Origin of the sequence: Rhodococcus sp. 06-470-2, from assembly GCF_002258235.1 — a bacterium.
In the GTDB taxonomy this organism is placed as follows: Bacteria; Actinomycetota; Actinomycetes; order Mycobacteriales; family Mycobacteriaceae; genus Rhodococcoides.
In genome coordinates, this window is sequence record NZ_NOYB01000001.1 from 1 (window position 1) to 20,493 (window position 20,493).

The window sequence follows — 20,493 nt, forward strand, 5'->3', positions numbered from 1 at the left end:
CACAAGCGGATGGCTGATACATCGAATGCTTTCACCAAAATAATTTCGGCACTGACATTCATCGACACACTGTTGAGTTCTCAAAGAACACGCACACACTCTCACCCCACGAACACACAGTCCGTCGGCCTCGAGGGCAACTGTTCCAGCGTATCCCAGCTTGGTCTCGGACACAAGGCCCGACTCTTGGGGGACACAACCTGCCGAGCCACACGTCCAACCTCGTTCACCCAGTCCGTGAAGACCGGGTCGGTGTCCGTCGCTCTGACTCGACAAAAGTTACGCCACCAACCACACCAACGCAAATCGGCAGGTCGACCGACGGTCTCGGGGCATTTGCGCAGCTCGACCTCGTAGCGTCACGTCATCGATCCCGCCACACGCTGCAACAACCATATGTGATGACAGCCACAACCCGAACTGCCTCTCACGCAACAGCGTTCACTACCGAAATACGTTCCGGCCCATGGCATCTACATGGTCCGGCACCGGTATGTCTTCCGCGAGATCCTCGGCAGGTTCGGCGTCACCGAGCGCCTCCCACACCGGGACGACGCCCGCCCACACGTCGCTCTGTCGAATGTCACGGTCGTCGTCGACGGGTCCACCGGTCCGCGATTTCACCGACGCCTCGTACATAGGAAGCGCCAGTACCGCGGTCGCAGCAAGCTCCTTCCTCGTATGCGAACGCAGATGCGCGCTTCTTCCGGGGACCACCTGATCGACTATCGCGTCCAGCGCCCGAATCCGTTCATCGGCGTCCTCCACTCTGCGGGGCCGGCCGACCACGACCGCACTTCGGTAATTCATCGAATGGTGGAATGCCGATCGAGCAAGGACGAGTCCGTCGACGACGGTCGTAGTGACGCAGATGTCCTGCTCGGGAGCATCGATCATGCTGCGTGATGCCACTGATCCGTGGAGATACAGCGTGCCCTCCCTGTCCGGACCGTTGGGATCCACGCCGAACACCGTCGGTACGACGCGAGTCAATCCAGCCACGACCACGCCGACATGACAGATGCGCGCCGAGCGTAGGACGTCGAGCAACGTTGCCCGTTCGAGGCTGGCACGGCTGCTACCCCGCATCACTACGGTTCGCGCTGTCGGGGAAAGAGGCACGTCGTCGACTGTCATGATTCACAAGATGCCGGACAAGTGGCCTTCTGTCATGGTCCAATCAAGGCAAACTTGTTCAGGCCACTTCGTCGAGAAAGCCAAGGGATACCGAAGCTCCATGCTCCCGATCTCTCTGTCGATCACCATCGACCGCGCCGACTCTCGGACGCTTCCCGTCCAGTTGGCCGATCGCATCCGATCCGCAATCGACGACGGAGAGCTGGAACCCGATTCTCGATTACCCAGTACCCGAGCACTTTCCGTCGATCTGGGCATTGCGCGTGCGGTCGTGGAGAAGGCTTACGAACAGCTCGTCGCGGAAGGATGGCTCGATCCCCGGCGCGGTTCGGGCAACTATGTCCGACGTATCCCCCGCGCAGGTCGGTCGGTGGCGGTGTCGCCGAGTGCACAAGCACCACCACGAACTCCCCCGCGCATATCGCTCCGTCCGGGAATCCCGTGGACTCCCCCCTCGGCGTCGGATGCCTGGAAGCGCGCATGGCGCGACGTCGGCAGCACACCGCCCCCGGCCGACTATCCCGATTCTGCCGGCACGCTCGAGCTCAGAACTCGCGTCGCCGAGCTTCTGCGCCGCGCACGCGGCCTTCACACCACCCCGGCGTCGATCGTGATCACGACGGGCAGCATCCATGGTCTCGATCTCGCCCTGGGTGCGCTTTCGGTTGCCGAGTCGATCGAACATGTTCTGGCACTGGAGAATCCGGGCTACAAGTCCGCTGCTGCGCTTGCGACGCACCGCGGATGGTCGGTACACGACGTTCCCGTCGACGGCGCCGGCCTGATCGTCGAACAGCTCGGCTCGGCTCCCCCGCGGACACCAGCGGTGTACGTCACGCCGTCGCACCAGTACCCGACCGGGGCCTTCATGCCCATCGGTCGCCGGCGCGCCCTTGCAGACTGGGCCCGCGACAACGATTCGATGATCATCGAGGATGACTACGACTCCGAATTTCGCTACGGTGCAGCACCTTTACCCACTGTGGCCGAATTGGCACCCGACCGAACCGTCTACCTCGGCACCGTCTCCAAGACCCTCGGTGCCGGGATACGTCTCGGCTGGATGGTGGCACCCCGGTCGATGGTCGACCGCATCTCGGCAACGCGCCGCGCAATCGGCGATCTTCCATCGGTTCCCGTTCAGCAGGCAATGACGTCGATGCTGCGGGACGGCGAATGGGACAGAGCCGTTCGAACGGCGCGACGGCTCTATCGCACCCGCGACCGCATGGTCGCCGCAGCGCTGGCCAGGTTCGGCGAGCTCCGGGGAGTAGGAGCCGGACTGCACACGGTGTTGGTACTCGATTCCGACGACGCAGCCCGTGCCGTCGCTACGTCCTGCGCCACGAAGGGTGTGGACGTACCGACGCTCGAGCACTCGACCCGCTCGCCCACAGCGCGCGGTGGAATCGTCGTCGGATACGGCTCCGTCTCCGACGACGAATTGGATTATGCCATCATCATATTGGTCGAGGCGCTGGAAGCCGCGCTACTCAGCTGACCCGCTCGATGCTGCCACCGAGTGCACTCAGGTTCTCCACGAATCTCGGATAACCGCGATCGATGTGAAACACGTCGTGCACCTCCGTCGTGCCGTCGGCCACCAATCCCGCGAGCACAAGACCCGCTCCGGCTCGGATATCGGAGGACCACACCGGCGCACTGGACAGCTGCGGCACACCGCGAACCACCGCATGGTGTCCATCGGTACGCGCGTCGGCCCCCAGCCTGATCATCTCCTCGACGAACCGGAATCGAGCCTCGAAGACGTTCTCGGTGATCATCGACGTGCCGTCGGCGACGGTTGCAAGCCCGATGGCCATCGGCTGCAGGTCGGTCGGGAACCCTGGATACGGAAGCGTCGCGAAATTGACCGCCCGCGGCCGCTCGCGCTGAACGACGCGGAAGCCGTCCGGCTCGCTGGTGACCTCGGCACCGGCAGATCTCAGCTTGTCCAACACCAACGACAGGTGCTTGGGATTGACACCACGGACTCGCACATCCCCACGCGTCATGGCAGCGGCGATTCCCCAGGTCGCAGCAACGATGCGATCGCCGATCACCCGATGGGTCGTCGGCTTCAGCGCGCTCACACCACGGATGGTCAAGGTCGACGTGCCTGCACCACGGACGTCGGCACCCATCTCGTTGAGCATGTTGCACACGTCGACGATGTCCGGCTCACGCGCGGCGTTGTCGATGACCGTCTCCCCGGTGGCCAGGACTGCGGCCATCAGGATGTTCTCGGTGGCACCGACGGACGGAAAAGCCAGTCTGATGTTCGCGCCGCGCAATTCGTCTGCTTCGGCGACGACACACCCGTGCTGAATCTCGCTGCGCGCCCCGAGCAATTGAAGACCCGACTGGTGCATGTCGAGGGGACGCGACCCGATCGCGTCACCACCCGGCAGTGCCACAACTGCTCGCTTGCACCGCGCAACCAGCGGTCCCAACACGCAGACCGACGCTCGGAACTGGCGGACTGCCGCGAAATCGGCGTGATACTTCGGCATGGCAGGCGTGGTGATGTGAACGACCGATCCCTCCAACTCGACCTCACAGCCGAGCCCACGCAACACCTCTGCCATCAGTGGCACGTCCAGGATGTCGGGGCAATTGGTGATCGTGCTCGTACCCTCTGCCAGCAGCGCCGCCGCCATCAATTTGAGGACGCTGTTCTTCGCACCACCGACCGCCACCTCACCGACGAGGCGATTACCACCGTTGACCAAAAAGCGTTCACTCACGTCGACAGCGTAGCCAGCGGGACCGGCCGACACCCGCGCGGTACCGTAGCGCCCATGGCCGTCCACCTCACCCGCATCTATACGAGAACCGGCGACGACGGGACCACCGGGCTGAGCGATTTCTCGAGGGTGTCCAAGAACGACGAACGACTGATTGCCTACGCTGACTGCGACGAGACCAACGCCAGCCTCGGTGTGGTTCTCGCACTGGGCAACCCGCCCGAATCGGTCCACTCGGTGATCCGCACGATCCAGAGCGATCTTTTCGACGCGGGCGCCGATCTGTCGACTCCGGTCGTCGAGAATCCGCAGTACCCGCCACTGCGCATCGATCAGAGCTACGTGGACCGCCTCGAAGGGTGGTGCGACGAGTTCAACGAGGATCTTCCTGCACTGACGTCGTTCATCCTGCCCGGCGGAACGCCGCTGGGAGCGCTGCTTCACGTATCGCGAACGGTGGCCCGACGCGCGGAGCGGTCGGCGTGGGCTGCTGTGCACGCAAGCCCGGAGACAACGAGTGCCTTGCCCGCGAAATACCTCAACCGACTCTCGGACCTACTGTTCATTCTGAGCCGCTACGCCAACCCCGAAGGCGACGTCCAGTGGGTCCCCGGATCGAGCCGCACGCCGGGTGAACCGGCTACAGACGAGAGCTGATCAGGCCGCAGGCCTGCGGCGACGCGAGCGGCCGGAGGGCCGAGACTCGACCCAGGACAGGAAAGCGGTCAACGCACTTCTGTCCAGGGCGATCTCGAAATATTTGCCGTTGTCTGACAGTTCCAACACCGCGATGTCGGGAGTCATGATGTCGAACTCGGTGTCCCGTGGGGCTCGTCGATCACCCACGTGAATGTCCTGCCGACCCAGGCGGTGATCAGGGCCGGGGCGAAGACTAGACAGCTTGAAGAAGACGAGCGTGTTGTCGCCGTACCGGATGATGCCGTGGCGCCAACCTGCGCCGCCGTCCGACGGCAACACCCGCATGATCGCCGCGGTTCCACCGCGGCGAAGAACCATCAGACGGTACGCGAAAGCCGCGACGAGCCCTGCGAGCAGCACAACCAGAATGATCAGAACAATCAATCCGTCGTGCATCGCAGGTCTCGTCGCGGCTTCTCGTGAACCTAGGACCGCTCGACAGCGCGGATACGACCCTTGGCCACCGCAATGGCCTCGACGTCGTCGCCGTTCTCTGCCACTACAGCCCGTGCCGCCTCGACATCGATGTCGTCGGCGAAATCGGCCGATTCTGCCAGCACGGTGACCGTCTTGCCCGTCACCGACAGGAATCCACCGTGGACGGCTGCGATGAGCTTCTCGCCGTCCGTGGTCGTGATCGACACCGTGCCACCCTCGATCAACTGACCGAGGACGGGCTCGTGGCCCAGCATGATGCCGATCTCACCTTCGGTGGTCTGGGCGCTGACGATGGTCGCGGTACCGGACCACAGCTTTTGCTCCACAGCGACCAGGGAGACCTCCATGCCGCTCTTCTCGGAAGAAGTCACGTCGGTCTACTTTCCGGCCATCTTCTTCGCGGCTGCCTCGACATCGTCGAGACCGCCACAGCTGTTGAAGGCCTGCTCAGGAAGGTGGTCGTACTCACCCTTGGTGACCTTGTCGAATGCCTCGATGGTGTCGGAGAGCGACACGACCGAACCGGCCTCGCCGGTGAACTTCTCGGCAACGATGAAGTTCTGGCCGAGGAACTTCTGGAGGCGACGTGCGCGGCCGACCAGAACCTTGTCCTCTTCCTGAAGCTCGTCCATACCGAGGATGGCGATGATGTCCTGCAGTTCCTTGTACTTCTGCAGGATCCGCTTGACCTCGTTGGCGACGCGGAAGTGCTCCGCGCCGACGATGCCGGGCTCGAGGATGCGCGAGGTGGAGCTCAGCGGGTCCACAGCGGGGTAGATACCCATCTGCGAAATCGGACGCGAGAGCTCGGTCGTCGCATCGAGGTGCGCGAACGTCGTGGCCGGGGCCGGGTCGGTGTAGTCGTCGGCGGGAACGTAGATCGCCTGCAGCGAGGTGATCGAGCGTCCACGGGTCGAGGTGATGCGCTCCTGGAGCTCACCCATCTCGTCCGCCAGCGTGGGCTGGTAACCGACGGCCGACGGCATACGACCGAGAAGGGTCGACACCTCCGAACCGGCCTGGGTGAAGCGGAAGATGTTGTCGATGAACAGAAGAACGTCCTGTCCCTGAACATCGCGGAAGTACTCCGCCATGGTCAGTGCCGACAACGCCACGCGCATACGCGTGCCGGGCGGCTCGTCCATCTGGCCGAAGACGAGGGCGGTGTCCTGGAGGACGCCCATCTCTTCCATCTCGAGGTGAAGGTCGGTGCCCTCACGGGTGCGCTCGCCGACTCCTGCGAACACCGAGGTGCCGGAGAACTCGCGTGCGATACGAGTGATCATTTCCTGGATCAGAACGGTCTTGCCGACACCGGCACCACCGAACAATCCGATCTTTCCGCCCTTGACGTACGGGGTCAGAAGGTCGATGACCTTGATGCCGGTCTCGAGGATCTCTGTCTTGCCCTCGAGCTGATCGAAGGCTGGTGGCTTCCGGTGGATGCCCCACTGCTCGCCGTCGCGGCCGAGTCCGGGGGTGTCCAGGCAGTCACCGAGGGCGTTGAACACGTGGCCCTTGACGACGTCACCGACGGGAACCGAGATCGGCTTGCCCGAGTCGACGACTGCAGTGCCGCGGACGAGTCCGTCGGTGGGCTGCATCGAGATGGTGCGAACCAGGTTGTCGCCGAGGTGCTGTGCGACCTCGAGCGTCAGGGTCTTGGCCACGGTCGGCAGAGTGATCTCTGCGTTGAGGGCGTTGAACAGTGCGGGAATCGAGCCGCGCGGGAACTCGACGTCCACAACGGGGCCGATGACCCGAACGACACGGCCGGACTGTGTGTCCGCTCCGCTCGCGTTCTCTTGGGCTACTGCTGCGGTCATTGCTTAGTCACTTCCTGCGCTGTCGGCCAACGCGTTGGCGCCACCGACGATTTCGCTGATTTCCTGGGTGATCTGGGCCTGCCGAGCCTGGTTGGCCTGGCGGCTCAGGGTCTCGACCAATTCGTTCGCGTTGTCCGTCGCTGCCTTCATGGCGGTACGACGCGCCGCGGACTCCGACGCTGCTGCGTCTAGCAACGACGCGTAGATCCTGGTGCTGATGTACTTGGGCAGCAGCGCCGAGAGCAGAGTTCCTGCTTCCGGCTCGAACTCGTACTGTGCCTGCACATCTGCGTTCGGCGAGTCGCTCAGCGCATCTGCACCCATCTCGAATTCCTCGTCGGTGTACGAGATTTCGAGCGGTGCCATACGGCGGACTTCGGGCTTCTGCGTGAGCATCGACACGAAGCGGGTGTAGACGATGTGCAACTCGTCCACGCCCTCGACGGTGCCTTCACCGTTGGGAGCGTCGACCTCGGTGCCCGAGCCGGCCATGAACAGCTCGACCAGGTGCCTGCTCGCCTTGGCCGCGTCGGCATATCCGGGCTCCTGCGAGAAGCCCGTCCAGGCACCCTTCACATCCCGCTCGCGGAATGTGTAGTAGCCCAGGCCTTTTGCGCCGAGGACGTAGATGACCGGATCCTTGCCCTCGGAACGGAGCAGCTGGAACAGCTCCTCCGTCTCCTTGAGCACGTTGGAGTTGTAGCCGCCGCACATACCGCGGTCGCTGGTCACGACCAGAACCGCAGCACGCTTGGGCTCGGGTCGCTCGTTGAGCAGCGGGTGATCGAGCGAGCTCGATGCACTCGCCAATGCGGAGAGCACCTTGGTGATCTCTTCCGCATACGGCTTCGATGCGGCAACGCGGGCTTGAGCCTTGGTGATTCGCGATGTCGCGATCAACTCTTGTGCTTTGGTGATCTTCTTGGTCGAGTTGACCGACTTGATGCGGGAGCGAAGCTCGAGAATGCTTGCCATCTAGCTGTTCACGCTCCCTTCTGTACTCGTCTTGTCACCTGTCATCGCCGGCCTACTTGCTGACTGTCTTGCGGGTGACGTTGACCTGCTCCTGGCTGACCTCATCGGCGTTCAGAGTGTCGGCCTCCGCTTCGTTGACGACGCGGTTGCCGTCCGAATCGACGAATCCGGCCTTGAACTTCTCGGTCGCCTCGGTCAGTGCCTTCTGGTTGTCCTCGTCGAGGGCCTTGCCGCCGGCAATGCTGTCGTAGACGCCGCCGGCGTTGCGGTGCAGATCCTCGAGCAGCTCGGTCTCGAAGCGACGGACGTCGCCGACGGGCACCGAGTCGTACGTACCCTGGCCTGCGAGCCAGATCGAGACGATCTGATCTTCGACGGCAACCGGGGCGTACTGATCCTGCTTGAGCAGTTCGACCAGACGTGCGCCGCGCTCGAGCTGTGCCTTGGAGGCCGCGTCGAGGTCGGAAGCGAACGCCGAGAAAGCTTCCAGCTCGCGGAACTGAGCGAGCTCGAGGCGAAGAGATCCGGAGACCTTCTTCATGCCCTTGGTCTGTGCCGCGCCGCCGACTCGGGACACCGAGATGCCGACGTTGATCGCGGGACGGACGCCCTTGTTGAACAGGTCCGATTCCAGGAAGACCTGGCCGTCGGTGATGGAGATGACGTTGGTCGGGATGTACGCCGAGACGTCGTTGGCCTTGGTCTCGATGATCGGCAGAGCCGTCAACGATCCGCCACCGAGCTCGTCGGACAGCTTCGCCGAACGCTCCAGCAGACGGGAGTGCAAGTAGAAGACGTCACCGGGGTATGCCTCGCGGCCCGGCGGGCGGCGCAGCAGCAGCGAGATGGCGCGGTACGCCTCGGCCTGCTTGGTCAGGTCGTCGAACACGATGAGGACGTGCTTGCCCTGGTACATCCAGTGCTGGCCGATGGCCGAGCCGGTGTACGGGGCGAGCCACTTGAAGCCGGCCGAATCGGACGCGGGAGCCGCGACGATGGTCGTGTATTCGAGTGCGCCCTGCTCTTCGAGTGCAGCCTTGACGCCTGCGATCGTGGAGCCCTTCTGGCCGATGGCGACGTAGATGCAGCGAACCTGCTTCTTCTCGTCACCGCTCTCCCAGTTGGCCTTCTGGTTCAGGATCGCGTCGATGCAGACCGCGGTCTTGCCGGTCTTGCGGTCGCCGATGATGAGCTGACGCTGGCCGCGGCCGATCGGGGTCATGGCGTCGATCGCCTTGATGCCGGTCTGCAGCGGCTCCTCGACGGGCTGACGCTCGAGCACCGAGGCAGCCTGCAGTTCGAGGGCGCGGGTCTCGGAGGACTCGATGTCGCCGAGGCCGTCGATGGGCTTGCCCAGAGGATCGACGACGCGGCCGAGGTAGCCGTCGCCCACGGGGACCGACAGCACGTCTCCGGTGCGCTTGACTTCCTGGCCTTCTTCGATGTGCTCGTAGTCACCGAGGATGACGGCACCGATTTCGGTGGCATCCAGGTTCAGCGCGACACCGAGGACTCCGCCGGGGAATTCCAGCAGTTCGTTGGACATCGCCGACGGCAATCCGGACACGTGAGCGATTCCGTCGCTCGTGTCCGTAACCGTGCCGACCTCCTCGCGGGAAGACTCCGGTGAGTAGCTCGCGGTGAAGTTATCGATCGCGCTACGGATCTCGTCGGAGGAGATCGTCAGCTCCGCCATAGTGTTTCCTGCTCTTCCTTCAAATGATCGCGGGGTGAAATGTCTCGAAAGTCGAGACGCTTCTTCTCGTTACTGTGTCCGTGTCGGACTATTTGAGCGTCTTTCGCAATGCAGCGAGGCGGCCTGCCCCGCTACCGTCGATGACCTCGTCGCCGATACGAACGACAAGTCCGCTGAGCAGTTCGGTATCGACCTCGACATGCACCGTGACCTGCTTGCCGTACGTGCGGGTCAAGGTGGCCGTCAGCTTCTCGAGCTGACTGTCGCTCAGTGGTGCTGCGCTCCGGACGTGTGCCACCGCGCGGTCGCGCTGTTCGGCGGCCAGATCGGCCAGACCGTTGAGTACGTCGGCGGGGGCCGCCTTCCCCGGACGCGTCACAGCCTGAACTGCGAGCGCCTCGGTGACCGCGGTGACCTTGCCGTAGAGCAGACGACCGAGCAGTTCGCGCTTGGCCTGCGAAGGCTTCGAGCGATCCGACAGGGCCTGCTCGAGCTGCGGGTTGGCAGCGATGATCCGTCCGAGCCGGAACAGTTCGTCCTCGACCGTGTCCAACTGATCCTGATCGGCCGCGGCGCGAAGCAGAGCTTCACGACCCAGCTCGACCAGCGAGTTCAGCAGGTCACGGGCGTTGGACCAGCTTTCGCCTGCCGCGGCCTTGACGATCGTCGCCGTTGCACTCGACACCTGGCCGGAGAAGACCTCTCCGGCCAGATCGCTTCGCCGAACGCCCTCGACCGACGAGTCGGCAAGAGCGGTACGCAACGTGCGCTGCGCGTCGAGAGTCTCGACGACGGCGAACAACTCGGCACCGGTCTGAGCAGCGACGGCTGTTGCCTCGCCTGCCGACGCGGACCCCAGAGCTTCGTGGGCGACCGACCGCGTGCGAGCGAGTGCCTCACGAGAAGTTGCGTACATGGTTCGACTCACTTTCCGGATGCGGAGTCCGCGGTGACGGAATCCAACTCGTTGAGGAAGCGATCGATCGAACTGGAACGCTTCGCGTCGTCGGACAGCTGCTCTCCGATGACCTTCTCGGCGAGTTCGACGGCCGTGCGTCCGAGGTCGCCACGAAGTTCGGTGACGATCTGCTGACGCTGAGCAACGAGCTGATTGTGACCTGCAGCCACGATCCGGTCGCTTTCTTCCTGCGCCTTTTCCTTCATCTCGGCGAGAATCGCCTGCCCCTGGGTGCGCGCTTCCTCACGGATCTGCGCGGCCTCGGAACGGGCGTCGGCCAGCTGAGCGTGGTACTGCTCGAGTGCAGCCTTGGCTTCTGCCTGTGCCTCTTCGGCCTTCTTGATTCCGCCTTCGATGAGCTCGGAACGCTCAGCGAGAACCTTGGTGAAGCGCGGCACCACGTACTTCCAGAAGAGGAAGCCGATTGCCGCGACACAGACGATCGACCAAACGATGTCGTAGGTTGCGGGCAGAAGAGGGTTGTATTCCTCCCCCTCCGCCGCCAGCAACGTAATCGCGTTTGTCATCGCGCTCTCAGAGAATGAAGCCGGCGACGAGGCCGATCAGGGCGAGGGACTCGGTGAATGCGATGCCGAGGAACATGGTGGTACGGAGCTGACCGGCCAGCTCGGGCTGACGAGCGGTTGCTTCCATGTTCTTGGCGACGACCAGGCCGAGGCCGATGCCACCGCCGATCGCTGCGAGGCCGTAGCCGATGGCGCCGTATCCGCTTGCGGTGATTTCCTGCGCCTGGGCCAGAACTTCAAGGCTCATTGGGTTTTCCGTTCCCTTTCTTCGGTCCACATCCGGGTGTCGGAAGTGGCGGTGTAGCTGGTTCGGTCAGTTGGTCGGTCAGTGCGAGTCGGCGTGCAGCGACAGATCGATGTAGATCGCCGTGAGCAGCGCGAAAATGTAGGCCTGGAGGAAGATCACCAGCATCTCGAACATCGTGAACAAGAAGCCCATGATGAGCGAGGGTGCAGCGAAAATCTTCAGCCCGGCCGACGCCTCGAAGAGGAAGAACTGGGTCGCGCTGAAGAACAGCACGAGCATGATGTGGCCGGCCAGCATGTTGGCGAGCAGACGCACCGTCAGCGTGAACGGACGGAGTACGAAGTTCGAGACGAACTCGAGCGGGATCAGCAGCACGTGCATCGCGGGCGGAATGCCCGGGATGACGATGGTGCCCTTGACGAACTTTCCGACACCGAACTTCTTGACACCTGCGTAGATGAACGCGACGTACGCGACCGCGGCGAGCACGATCGGTAGACCGATGCGGGCATTCGACGAGATGTTCAGAAACGGAATGACGGCGCTCGCGTTCACCGCGAACACAGTGAAGAAGATGGTCATGATGACGGGCAGGAACCGACGGCCCTGTTCTTTACCGAGCACATCTTCTGCGACGTGGATCCGAACGAAATCGAGAGCGATCTCTCCGACGTTCTGAAGACCACGCGGAACGATCTTCGGGCTGCGGAGGGCAACCACCATGAAGATGATCAGAATCGCCGACATCAGGATGCGGATGAGCATCAGCCTGTCGAGCTCGAACGGGGTCCCCTCGAACAGCACCGCGGGAGGAAAGAAATCGGATAGTGACGGCGGACTGTATTCCGCAGCCAGGGTGGTGACGCTCAGCGGTCTCTCCCGTGTTCGGGCCGCAGCCGGGTAACGACTGCGGTTCGATCGGACAATGACGATCTATCAAGTCGACGAAAATCGGCTCGCAATCGTCAGAGGCTGAGGCCCGGTCTTCATCGGCCAAGCGTCTGTCGGGTGTCGGCGACTCACGTCGACTCGGCAACTCTCAGGGCGGAACCTTACGTTGCCGAAGTCGATGACTCCGGGCCTACTGTAAGGAAGCTCACGCTGACTGCTACCTGCGGGGGTCGAGTCCGGGGAAAAAGTCTCTTTCGTCCCGGTCTTGCCCGCCGCTTGATGCAAACTTTATCAACAGAACTACGACGTTGTGTAGGCGGCCCTCAGCTTAACCGATTACGACAGGCTGTCGTACTACCGATCGTCGGTCTTGTCCTCGGCGGGGACGCTGTCCACGTAGGCCACCTTGGTCTTGACGACCCCGAAGACCTCCGCACCGAGAACGACGACGAGTGCTCCCAGAATGGTCAGTCCCAACGAGTAACGGTTGTAGAAGTCGGCATCCTTGAGTGCGACCAGCACGATCAGGGCGATCACCATCTTCACCAACCAACCGCCCAACAACAGGGCTCCTACCGCCGAGGCCGGGAAACGCGTGGTCAGAGCAACCGACAACGCCGTCGTGATGACGAAGCCTCCGCCGATGGCCACGCCGATGATCGATCCCCACAGGCCGGGCGTTCCAGCCGCGGCCACGGATATGCCCACACTCACCACGGTCAGCACCACCAGTCCGATGAGTCCGTATCGGACTGCGGCGCGCAGCGGCGCGAATTGATCGGGCATGGACTGCGGAGTGAAGGTCACAGTTGTCGAGGGTACCCAGCACGCGACCGCGAACAGCCGACGGGATCAACCGCCCCGTCGAGCGCTTCGTACTCGCGACCCATGCGATCGATCCACCCTCAGTGTGGGTACAGCGGTGACGACCAGCGCGAACACCAGGCCGGCCGCGACCAGGAGCACCACGATTCGGCGATCCAACAGGGACGACCCCACCGCCCCGAAAGCGAGGACACCGACCCACAGATAGATCACCAGCACCACCCGGCGGTGCGAATGTCCGATCTGGAGCAGCCGATGGTGCAAATGCATCTTGTCGGGACTGAAGGGACTGCGCCCTGCTCGGGTGCGGCGGATGACAGCCAGCAGCAGGTCGAGGATCGGAATGAGCATCACCGCCCCGACCAGCAGCAGCGGCGACAGCAAACCCAACAGATCTCGTGGACCGTACGCCGTCAGCGGGATCCGCCCCGAGGCGCTCGTCGAGATCGTGGCCAGCGTCAGCCCGATGAGCATGGAGCCCGAATCTCCCATGAAGATGCGCGCGGGCTGAAAATTGTGCGGCAGGAACCCCAGGCACGCGCCCGCCAGCGCCGCTGCGATCAGCGCCGGTGGGTAGACGCCGACGTCGCCTCCCTGCTCTTGCAGCAACCCCACCGAGAAGATGCAGATGGCCACCGAGGAAATGAGCCCGAGACCGGCCGCCAGACCGTCGAGACCGTCGACGAAGTTCATCGCATTGACGATCACGACGGTGATCAGAACCGTCACCAATCCGGCCTGCAGTTGATCGAGAACCAGGGTGCTGCCCGGCTGACCGGGCTCGCCTCCCCACGGCTGATACAAGACGACCCAACTGACACCCATGATCACCAGCACGCCCGCTGCCGTTACCTGGCCGACGAACTTGGTGAGGGCGTCCAGACCCCATCGGTCGTCGATGACGCCGACGAGCACGATCACGAAGCCCGCGACCAGCGCGGCCGGGATGTCGCGGTTGTAGGCGACATCGAATCCACGTGCCAGAGCGGGCAGCTGCGACGCGAACAGCAGCGCAGCCAGCATGCCCACGTAGATGCCCACTCCCCCGAGCCTCGGGGTCGCCTGTACGTGGACGTCACGATCACGTGGAACGGCGACGGCCCCGAACTTGACGGCGGCTACGCGGACCCCGCCGGTGGCGAAGAACGTGACCACTGCGGCAGTGAGAAAGACCAGCAGCAGCTCGCGGATCGGAACACCTGCACCCAGGTTCGACTGAGCCAGCATTTCGACGCTCATGCGGCGCGGACAGGCATGTCAGGACGCTCCCGGGACCAGGCTTTCGGCGGTGACACCGAGAACCTCGGCAATCTTCTCGGTGGGGATTGCACCGACCCGCAGAATTCGAGCTCGATCGCTCGTCAGATCGATGATGGTCGACGCCACCGCGTGATCGGCCGGTCCCCCGTCCAGATAGACAGCGGCCGAGCCGCCCAGTTGTTCTCGTGCCTCCGTCACGGTGGTGGCGGGTGGACTGCCGGAGATGTTGGCGCTGGACACAGCGAGTGGGCCGACCTCGCGCAACAGCTCGAGTGCAACCGGGTGCAGCGGCATCCGCAACATGACGGTGCCCTGGGCGTCGCCCAGATCCCAGGCCAGGGATGGAGCCTGCTGCACGACGATGCTCAGTGCGCCGGGCCAGAAGGCACGAATGAGATCTCGGGTGCGTGGTCGGACGCTCTGGACCAGTCCGTCGATGGTGTTCCACGATCCGACGAGCACGGGCACGGGCATGTCGCGTCCCCTGCCCTTCGCGCGGAGCAGATCCGTGACGGCGCTGCCGTCGAATGCATCGGCGGCGATCCCGTACAGGGTGTCGGTAGGCATCACGACGAGTCGGCCGGACTTGAGGGCACCGCGGGCAGCGGTCAATCCGGCAGCGCGCGCGTCGGCTTCACGGCAGTCGTAGACGGTACTCACGGCACCTATCCTTCCACCTTCGATAACGAAGTGATGTCAGGTGTCGCCCGCCTGCCGTTCCCGTCGTCAGGCCGAGGCCGGATGTGCCCGTGCGGCGACGACGAACCGGGGCCTACCCGCCAGATCCGGATGCGCGGTGACCTCGGTGAACACTCGTCGCCTGGACAGCAACGCCGCAACCTCGCTGCCATTGGAGTCGTCGTGTTCGATCGCGACGCCACCGCCGACCCGAAGCCAACGGGCGATGTTGGCGATCATCGGTTCGATGACCGACAGTCCGTCCGCACCGCCGAACAGCGCCATGTGTGGATCGTGGTCGATCACCTCGGGATCGAGTTCTGCCCCCTCCGGGATGTAGGGCGGGTTGGCGACGATCATGTCGACTGCACCGTCGAGCTCGGTCAACAGGTCACGGGCCGTGACGTCGCCGTGGTGCAGTGCGATCGGGGTATCACCGAGGCCACTGCGCAGATCGGCATTGCGCCGGGCCCACGCCAATGCCGACGGGTCGAGTTCGACGGCATGGACGACGGCGTCTGGCCGAGCGTTTGCGATCGCCAGTGCCAATGCCCCCGAGCCCGTACACAGATCGAGAATCACCGGCGGGTGGTGGTCGACGTTTTCGAGGAACGCCAGAGCCCAGGCCAACAACAATTCGGTTTCCGGTCGGGGCACGAACACGCCCGGTCCTACTTCGACGTCGATGTTGCCCAGCGACGTGGTTCCCGTGATGTATTGCAGCGGAATGCGTTTGGCGCGTTGCTCGACGGTTCGGAAGTACGCCTCGACGAGCTCGGGTTCCACGAGCGGCACCAGACCGAGACGGCCGCGATCGACTCCGACGAGGTGTGCGGCGAGCAGCTCCGCATCGACCCGTGGGCTCGGCACACCGGCAGCATCGAGCATCGATGTTGCTTCGAGGATGGCCAGACGTAACGGCTTTCGGCTCACTCGTACAGACTGCCACGAGGCTCCGACAGCCCGGTCACAAGCGCCCCAGCAACTCCGACTTCTTGGCGTGGAACTCGTCGTCGGTCAGGAAGCCTTTCGCGTGCAGACCCGCCAGCGCCTCGATCGCCGCCGTGATGTCGGAGATGTCAACACCCGACGGGTTGCTCCGGAGCGATTGGTTCGAGGACGGTTCCGAGGACGACGCGTGCGCGTGGGGCGGCGGGGCGGATTGCGGTGCCGGCTGGTTCTGCGAGTTCGTTCCACTCGACTGCTGGTCGACGCGAGGCAGGCTGCCGGCGGTGAACGTGCCGTACTGGCTGGTGAACTCCAGCGAGCCCGGTCCACCGCCCTGCTGTTGCTGAACCCCGCCGATGGAGTGATCGAGAGTGTCGTACACGGCCAGTTCGCCGCCGACCGACACGGCGAGGCGTCGAGAACCCGGGAACACGGCGTACTGCGAGCCGTTCTGACCACCGCTCGAGCTCGGCGTACCGAGATCCGACGGCCACCACGATCCGCCGCCGAACGAGTTGCCACCGAACAAGCCGCTGCCGGTCTCTCTGGGTGGGTACACCTGATGCTGCGAGAGCACCGCAGACAGATCGCGGCAGAGGCCGTCGACCCGGCTCTTGAGTCCGTGATCGAACATGTTGCCCACCATGGTCATTCCGCCGCGCATCCATTGCCCACTGCCGCCGAGCTCGGGAATGTTGAACTGCGCCATGCTACCGCGGCCGTTGTTGACGGCGTCGAGCATGGTGCGGACGGCGTCGGTCGAGACGCCGTAGCGCGCCGACAGCTCGGACACGGCGTTCTCGCCTGCAGGGGTCAGGGCCTGGTTCATCTCTGGTGTGCCTCTCGGGCGCTGTTACGGGGTCGAACCTGGCCGCCAGGGTAACGCACCGATCCGTGAATCAGCCCGGCGAAATCTGTAAAGCTTTGCGCCGCAGCTACTCTGCCTGCATGCGCGCATCGCGGTCTGCCTTGGCGAGCGCGTCGAGCAACGCATCCATTTCCCCGTCGAGCAGAGCGTCGAGGTTATGTGCCTTGAAGCCGATGCGGTGATCGGTGATGCGGTTCTCGGGGTAGTTGTAGGTTCTGATCCGCTCCGAGCGGTCGACGGTACGCACCTGGCTGGCTCGACCGGCCGAGGCCTCTTCGTTGGCCGCTTCCTCCGCGGCCGCCTGTAGGCGAGCGGCGAGAACCTGCATCGCGCGCGCCTTGTTCTGCAGCTGCGAGCGCTCGTTCTGGCAGGTGACCACGATGCCCGTGGGCAGGTGCGTGAGCCGGACTGCGGAGTCGGTGGTGTTGACGCCCTGTCCACCCTTGCCCGACGAGCGGTACACGTCGATACGCAAGTCGGACTCGTCGATCTGTACCTCTCCGACCTCGTCCGGTTCGGGGTACACCAGGATGCCTGCCGCAGAGGTGTGTACACGCCCCTGCGATTCGGTCACCGGTACCCGTTGGACGCGGTGAACTCCGCCCTCGAACTTCAGCCGTGCCCAGACGCCGTCGAGGGGATCCTTGGTCTTGATCGACAACGTCGCGTCCTTGTACCCGCCAAGGTCGGAGACGTTCGCGTCGAGCACCTCCACGCGCCACCCGCGACGTTCGGCGTAGCGCACGTACATCCGCGCGAGATCGGCCGCGAAGAGCGCCGACTCCTCGCCGCCCTCACCCGACTTGACCTCCATCACGATGTCGTCGCCGTCGTGCGGATCGCGCGGTGCCAGCAGGTCGGTCAGAGTCTGCTCGAGCTGCAGCACCGTCGCTTCGAGGTCGGGAATCTCGGCCGCGAACGACGAATCGTCGGCCGCCAACTCCCGTGCGGCTTCGAGGTCGTCCTGCGCGGAGGTCAGCTTGGTGTGCGCGGACATGATGGGGGCCAGTTCGGCGAATCTCTTGCCCGCTCTGCGGGCCGCGGACGGATCGTTGTGCAGAGCCGGGTCGGCGAGTTGCTGCTCGAGTCCGGAGTGTTCGGCGAGGATGTCGTCGATGGCCGAAGGCTTATCTGTTCTCGCCATGGTGGTGACTCACTCTCGAACGCGGGTGCAACTGAATGTGGACACAAAAAAGCCGACGCCCGCCCTGTGATGCACAGGACGGGCGTCGGCGAAACAGCTAGCTGTCTGCGTCGGCCTTCTTGCCGGCGCGCTTGCCGTAGCGAGCCTCGAAGCGAGCGACGCGGCCGCCGGTGTCGAGAATCTTCTGCTTGCCGGTGTAGAAGGGGTGGCACTGCGAGCAGACCTCGACGCTGATGCGCTCTTTGTCGGTGGTGCTTCGGGTCTCGAAAGTATTGCCGCAACCACAGACGACTGTCGTCAGTGTGTAGTCGGGGTGAATTCCTGCCTTCATGGTGTCCTTACCGTTCTCTCTAGTGGTCGCCGGGTCGTCTTCGCCGATCGAAGACGTGAACCGGAACCGGACTCGGCCGTTGATTATGCCAGAGCGTGCATCTGACCTGCTAATCGCCGGTACTTCTGTGCCGACAGAACCTTACAACGCGCGCACCTGTCGGCTTGTTCCCCGGACGCGACGTCCGGGGAACAACCGTCAGTCGTTCGCCCCGCCCGGCGCAGTCTTGGAGACTTCCATCAGGAACTCGAGGTTGTTCTTGCTCTTCTTCAAACGGTCGACCAGCAGGTCGATGGCCTGATGCGAGTCCAGTCCGGACAACACGCGCCGCAGCTTGTGCACGACGGCAGCCTCGTCGGGAGCAAGGAGCAGCTCGTCGTGACGGGTGCTCGACGGGTTGATGTCCACTGCCGGGAACACGCGGCGTTCGGCGATCTTGCGATCGAGCTTGAGCTCGGCGTTACCGGTGCCCTTGAACTCCTCGAAGATCACGGTGTCACCGGTGGATCCGGTTTCGACCATGGCCGTGGCAATGATCGTCAACGATCCGCCGTGCTCGATGTTTCGAGCCGCACCGAGGAATCGCTTCGGCGGGTACAGCGCGGTCGAGTCGACACCACCGGACAGGATTCGGCCCGATGCGGGCGAGCTGTTGTTGTACGCACGTCCCAGACGAGTGATCGAGTCGAGCAGAACCACCACGTCCTGGCCGGCTTCGACCAGACGCTTGGCCCGCTCGATCGCCAACTCGGCCACCGCCGTGTGGTCGCCCGGCGGCCGGTCGAACGTCGAGGCAATGACCTCGCCCTTGACGGAGCGCTGCATGTCCGTCACTTCCTCGGGACGCTCGTCGACGAGGATGACCATCAGGTAGCACTCGGGGTTGTTGATCGCGATCGCGTTGGCGATGGCTTGCAGAACGCTCGTCTTACCTGCCTTGGGCGGGCTGACGATGAGTGCGCGCTGGCCCTTGCCGATCGGCATCACCAGGTCGATGATGCGCGTGGTCAGGATGTTCTGCTGCGTCTCGAGGCGCAGTCGCTGATTGGGGTACAGCGGGGTGAGCTTGCCGAATTCCGGACGCTTGCGCGCGGCCTCGACCTCTCCCCCGTTGACGGTGTCCAGTCGCACGAGCGGATTGAACTTCTGCCGCTGGCTCGACTGCTCACCTTCGCGTGCCACGCGAACCGCACCGGTGACCGCGTCGCCGCGTCGAAGGCCGTTCTTGCGGACCAGGTTCATCGAAACGTAGACGTCGTTCGGTCCGGCCAGGTAGCCGGAAGTCCGGACGAACGCGTAGTTGTCGAGAACGTCGAGGATGCCGGCTACCGGCTGAAGAACGTCGTCCTCGCGGATCTCGGTGTCGCGCTCGCGGCCACCGCCACCGTCGTTGCCGTCGCCACGGTCGCGACCGCGACGGCGTTCGCGGAACCGACGTCCCCGACGTCCGCGGCCTTCGCCGTCGTCGTCCTGGTTGTTGTCGCGGTTGTCGCGCGGGCCGTTGTTGCGATCCTCGTTGCGGTTGTCGTTGCGACCGTCGCCCTGATTGCGATTGCGCCCGCCCTGATTGCGCCCGCCGCCGTCACGGTTGGAATTGTCCCGATCACCCTGATTGCGGTTTCCGTTGTCTCGGTTACCGTTCTCGCGGTTGGAGCCGTCCCGGTCGCCTTGATTCCGGCTTCCCGAGTCACGGTTGGCGTTGTCGCGGTTGCCGTCGGCGTCACGCGGTTCGCGCTCCGACCCGTCCTGGCGGTTGCGTTCGCCGCGACTACGACGGGGACGCTCGGTGGCGGCATTGTCCCCGGTCTCGTCCGACTTCTCGGCCTGCGGCGCTGCTGCAGCCGAATCGGCGGCCGCGGGAGCGGATCCGGCCGAATCGTTGCTGTCGTCGAGTGGCAGTTGATCGGGGGCACCTGCGCGGCGACCCGCGGCCCGACGGCCGCGGGTGCGGCGACCCGTCTCGGGGGCGGAATCGGCAGCATCGCCCGATTGCGTCACGGGTGCGTCCGCGGACGGCGCTTCGGGAGTCGACTGCTTCGGTGCCGCCTCCACTGCAGGCCGATCTTCGACGGCAGGCGCGGACGCAGCGGCACGACGCGACCTCGGTGCGTCGGACTTCGGTGCATCGGATTTCGGCGCGTCCGACTTGGCCGGTGCACTGCCCGACTGACGCTCGGAGATCGCAGCGATCAGATCGCCCTTGCGCATGCCGGAAATGCTCTTGATGCCCAGTTCACCAGCGAGGCTGCGCAGCTCGGTGAGAACCATTCCGGACAGGCCTGCACGTCGGCGTGACGT

21 protein-coding genes are annotated in these 20,493 nt (G+C 64.2%); 2 read left to right on the forward strand and 19 right to left on the reverse strand.

Annotated features, from left to right (window positions below; genetic code table 11):
- Positions 1-444 precede the first annotated feature (444 nt).
- On the reverse strand, positions 445-1,137 hold the full coding sequence (locus tag CH276_RS00005) for a pyridoxamine 5'-phosphate oxidase family protein (RefSeq protein WP_094632232.1): 693 nt from the start codon (positions 1,135-1,137) through the stop codon (positions 445-447).
- Between the two features lie 100 nt (positions 1,138-1,237).
- On the opposite strand from CH276_RS00005, the gene pdxR reads away from it, so the two are divergent.
- Positions 1,238-2,638 (forward strand): MocR-like pyridoxine biosynthesis transcription factor PdxR, encoded by a 1,401-nt coding sequence (gene pdxR / locus CH276_RS00010; protein WP_094632234.1) that lies wholly within the window; start codon positions 1,238-1,240, stop codon positions 2,636-2,638.
- Here pdxR and murA read toward each other — a convergent pair.
- Positions 2,631-3,884, reverse strand: a complete 1,254-nt coding sequence (murA, locus tag CH276_RS00015; RefSeq protein ID WP_032393537.1) for a UDP-N-acetylglucosamine 1-carboxyvinyltransferase — start codon at positions 3,882-3,884, stop codon at positions 2,631-2,633. The two genes, pdxR and murA, sit on opposite strands and share 8 nt — an antisense overlap.
- 54 nt (positions 3,885-3,938) lie before the next feature.
- Here murA and CH276_RS00020 point away from each other — a divergent pair, with 54 nt between their 5' ends.
- The gene (locus CH276_RS00020; RefSeq protein WP_094632236.1) at positions 3,939-4,541 is read left to right on the forward strand and encodes a cob(I)yrinic acid a,c-diamide adenosyltransferase; all 603 of its coding nucleotides are present in this window, start codon (positions 3,939-3,941) and stop codon (positions 4,539-4,541) included.
- Here CH276_RS00020 and CH276_RS00025 read toward each other — a convergent pair whose 3' ends face one another.
- The 17 genes from CH276_RS00025 to rho all read right to left on the reverse strand — a co-directional run bounded on the left by CH276_RS00025 (position 4,542) and on the right by rho (position 20,463).
- Positions 4,542-4,979 (reverse strand): DUF2550 domain-containing protein, encoded by a 438-nt coding sequence (locus tag CH276_RS00025; protein ID WP_094632238.1) that lies wholly within the window; start codon positions 4,977-4,979, stop codon positions 4,542-4,544.
- A gap of 29 nt (positions 4,980-5,008) precedes the next feature.
- Positions 5,009-5,368 carry a F0F1 ATP synthase subunit epsilon gene (locus CH276_RS00030; RefSeq protein ID WP_032393525.1) on the reverse strand — a complete coding sequence of 120 codons (360 nt, stop codon included), beginning with the start codon at positions 5,366-5,368 and terminating at the stop codon, positions 5,009-5,011.
- 30 nt (positions 5,369-5,398) lie between these two features.
- Positions 5,399-6,847, reverse strand: coding sequence for a F0F1 ATP synthase subunit beta (gene atpD, locus CH276_RS00035; RefSeq protein ID WP_027497899.1), 1,449 nt, complete (start codon positions 6,845-6,847; stop codon positions 5,399-5,401).
- A gap of 3 nt (positions 6,848-6,850) precedes the next feature.
- The gene (locus CH276_RS00040; protein WP_045194485.1) at positions 6,851-7,822 is read right to left on the reverse strand and encodes a F0F1 ATP synthase subunit gamma; all 972 of its coding nucleotides are present in this window, start codon (positions 7,820-7,822) and stop codon (positions 6,851-6,853) included.
- A gap of 52 nt (positions 7,823-7,874) precedes the next feature.
- A complete protein-coding gene (gene atpA / locus CH276_RS00045) occupies positions 7,875-9,518 on the reverse strand; it encodes a F0F1 ATP synthase subunit alpha (protein WP_032393523.1) in 1,644 nt (547 codons plus the stop codon).
- Positions 9,519-9,606: 88 nt separating this feature from the next.
- Positions 9,607-10,434 (reverse strand): F0F1 ATP synthase subunit delta, encoded by an 828-nt coding sequence (locus CH276_RS00050; protein WP_045194484.1) that lies wholly within the window; start codon positions 10,432-10,434, stop codon positions 9,607-9,609.
- A gap of 8 nt (positions 10,435-10,442) precedes the next feature.
- Complete coding sequence (locus CH276_RS00055; RefSeq protein ID WP_032393521.1) at positions 10,443-11,003, reverse strand: F0F1 ATP synthase subunit B; 561 nt, start codon at positions 11,001-11,003, stop codon at positions 10,443-10,445.
- 7 nt (positions 11,004-11,010) lie between these two features.
- Positions 11,011-11,250 carry an ATP synthase F0 subunit C gene (locus tag CH276_RS00060; protein WP_008715092.1) on the reverse strand — a complete coding sequence of 80 codons (240 nt, stop codon included), beginning with the start codon at positions 11,248-11,250 and terminating at the stop codon, positions 11,011-11,013.
- 78 nt (positions 11,251-11,328) lie between these two features.
- On the reverse strand, positions 11,329-12,054 hold the full coding sequence (atpB, locus tag CH276_RS00065; RefSeq protein WP_032393520.1) for a F0F1 ATP synthase subunit A: 726 nt from the start codon (positions 12,052-12,054) through the stop codon (positions 11,329-11,331).
- A 441-nt stretch (positions 12,055-12,495) separates the two neighbouring features.
- Positions 12,496-12,927 (reverse strand): hypothetical protein, encoded by a 432-nt coding sequence (locus CH276_RS00075; protein WP_045199492.1) that lies wholly within the window; start codon positions 12,925-12,927, stop codon positions 12,496-12,498.
- Between the two features lie 66 nt (positions 12,928-12,993).
- Entirely contained in the window at positions 12,994-14,205 is a 1,212-nt protein-coding gene (locus CH276_RS00080) for a glycosyltransferase family 4 protein (RefSeq protein ID WP_045194478.1), read from the reverse strand.
- Between the two features lie 18 nt (positions 14,206-14,223).
- The gene (locus CH276_RS00085; protein ID WP_045194476.1) at positions 14,224-14,886 is read right to left on the reverse strand and encodes an L-threonylcarbamoyladenylate synthase; all 663 of its coding nucleotides are present in this window, start codon (positions 14,884-14,886) and stop codon (positions 14,224-14,226) included.
- Between the two features lie 66 nt (positions 14,887-14,952).
- Positions 14,953-15,837, reverse strand: a complete 885-nt coding sequence (gene prmC / locus CH276_RS00090) for a peptide chain release factor N(5)-glutamine methyltransferase (RefSeq protein ID WP_032393516.1) — start codon at positions 15,835-15,837, stop codon at positions 14,953-14,955.
- A gap of 34 nt (positions 15,838-15,871) precedes the next feature.
- Entirely contained in the window at positions 15,872-16,681 is an 810-nt protein-coding gene (locus tag CH276_RS00095; protein WP_094632240.1) for an SHOCT domain-containing protein, read from the reverse strand.
- Positions 16,682-16,787: 106 nt separating this feature from the next.
- Complete coding sequence (prfA, locus tag CH276_RS00100) at positions 16,788-17,864, reverse strand: peptide chain release factor 1 (protein ID WP_094632242.1); 1,077 nt, start codon at positions 17,862-17,864, stop codon at positions 16,788-16,790.
- Positions 17,865-17,961: 97 nt separating this feature from the next.
- Positions 17,962-18,195 carry a 50S ribosomal protein L31 gene (gene rpmE / locus CH276_RS00105; RefSeq protein WP_008715081.1) on the reverse strand — a complete coding sequence of 78 codons (234 nt, stop codon included), beginning with the start codon at positions 18,193-18,195 and terminating at the stop codon, positions 17,962-17,964.
- A 198-nt stretch (positions 18,196-18,393) separates the two neighbouring features.
- Positions 18,394-20,463, reverse strand: a complete 2,070-nt coding sequence (rho, locus tag CH276_RS00110; RefSeq protein WP_441344246.1) for a transcription termination factor Rho — start codon at positions 20,461-20,463, stop codon at positions 18,394-18,396.
- Between the last annotated feature and the right edge of the window lie 30 nt (positions 20,464-20,493).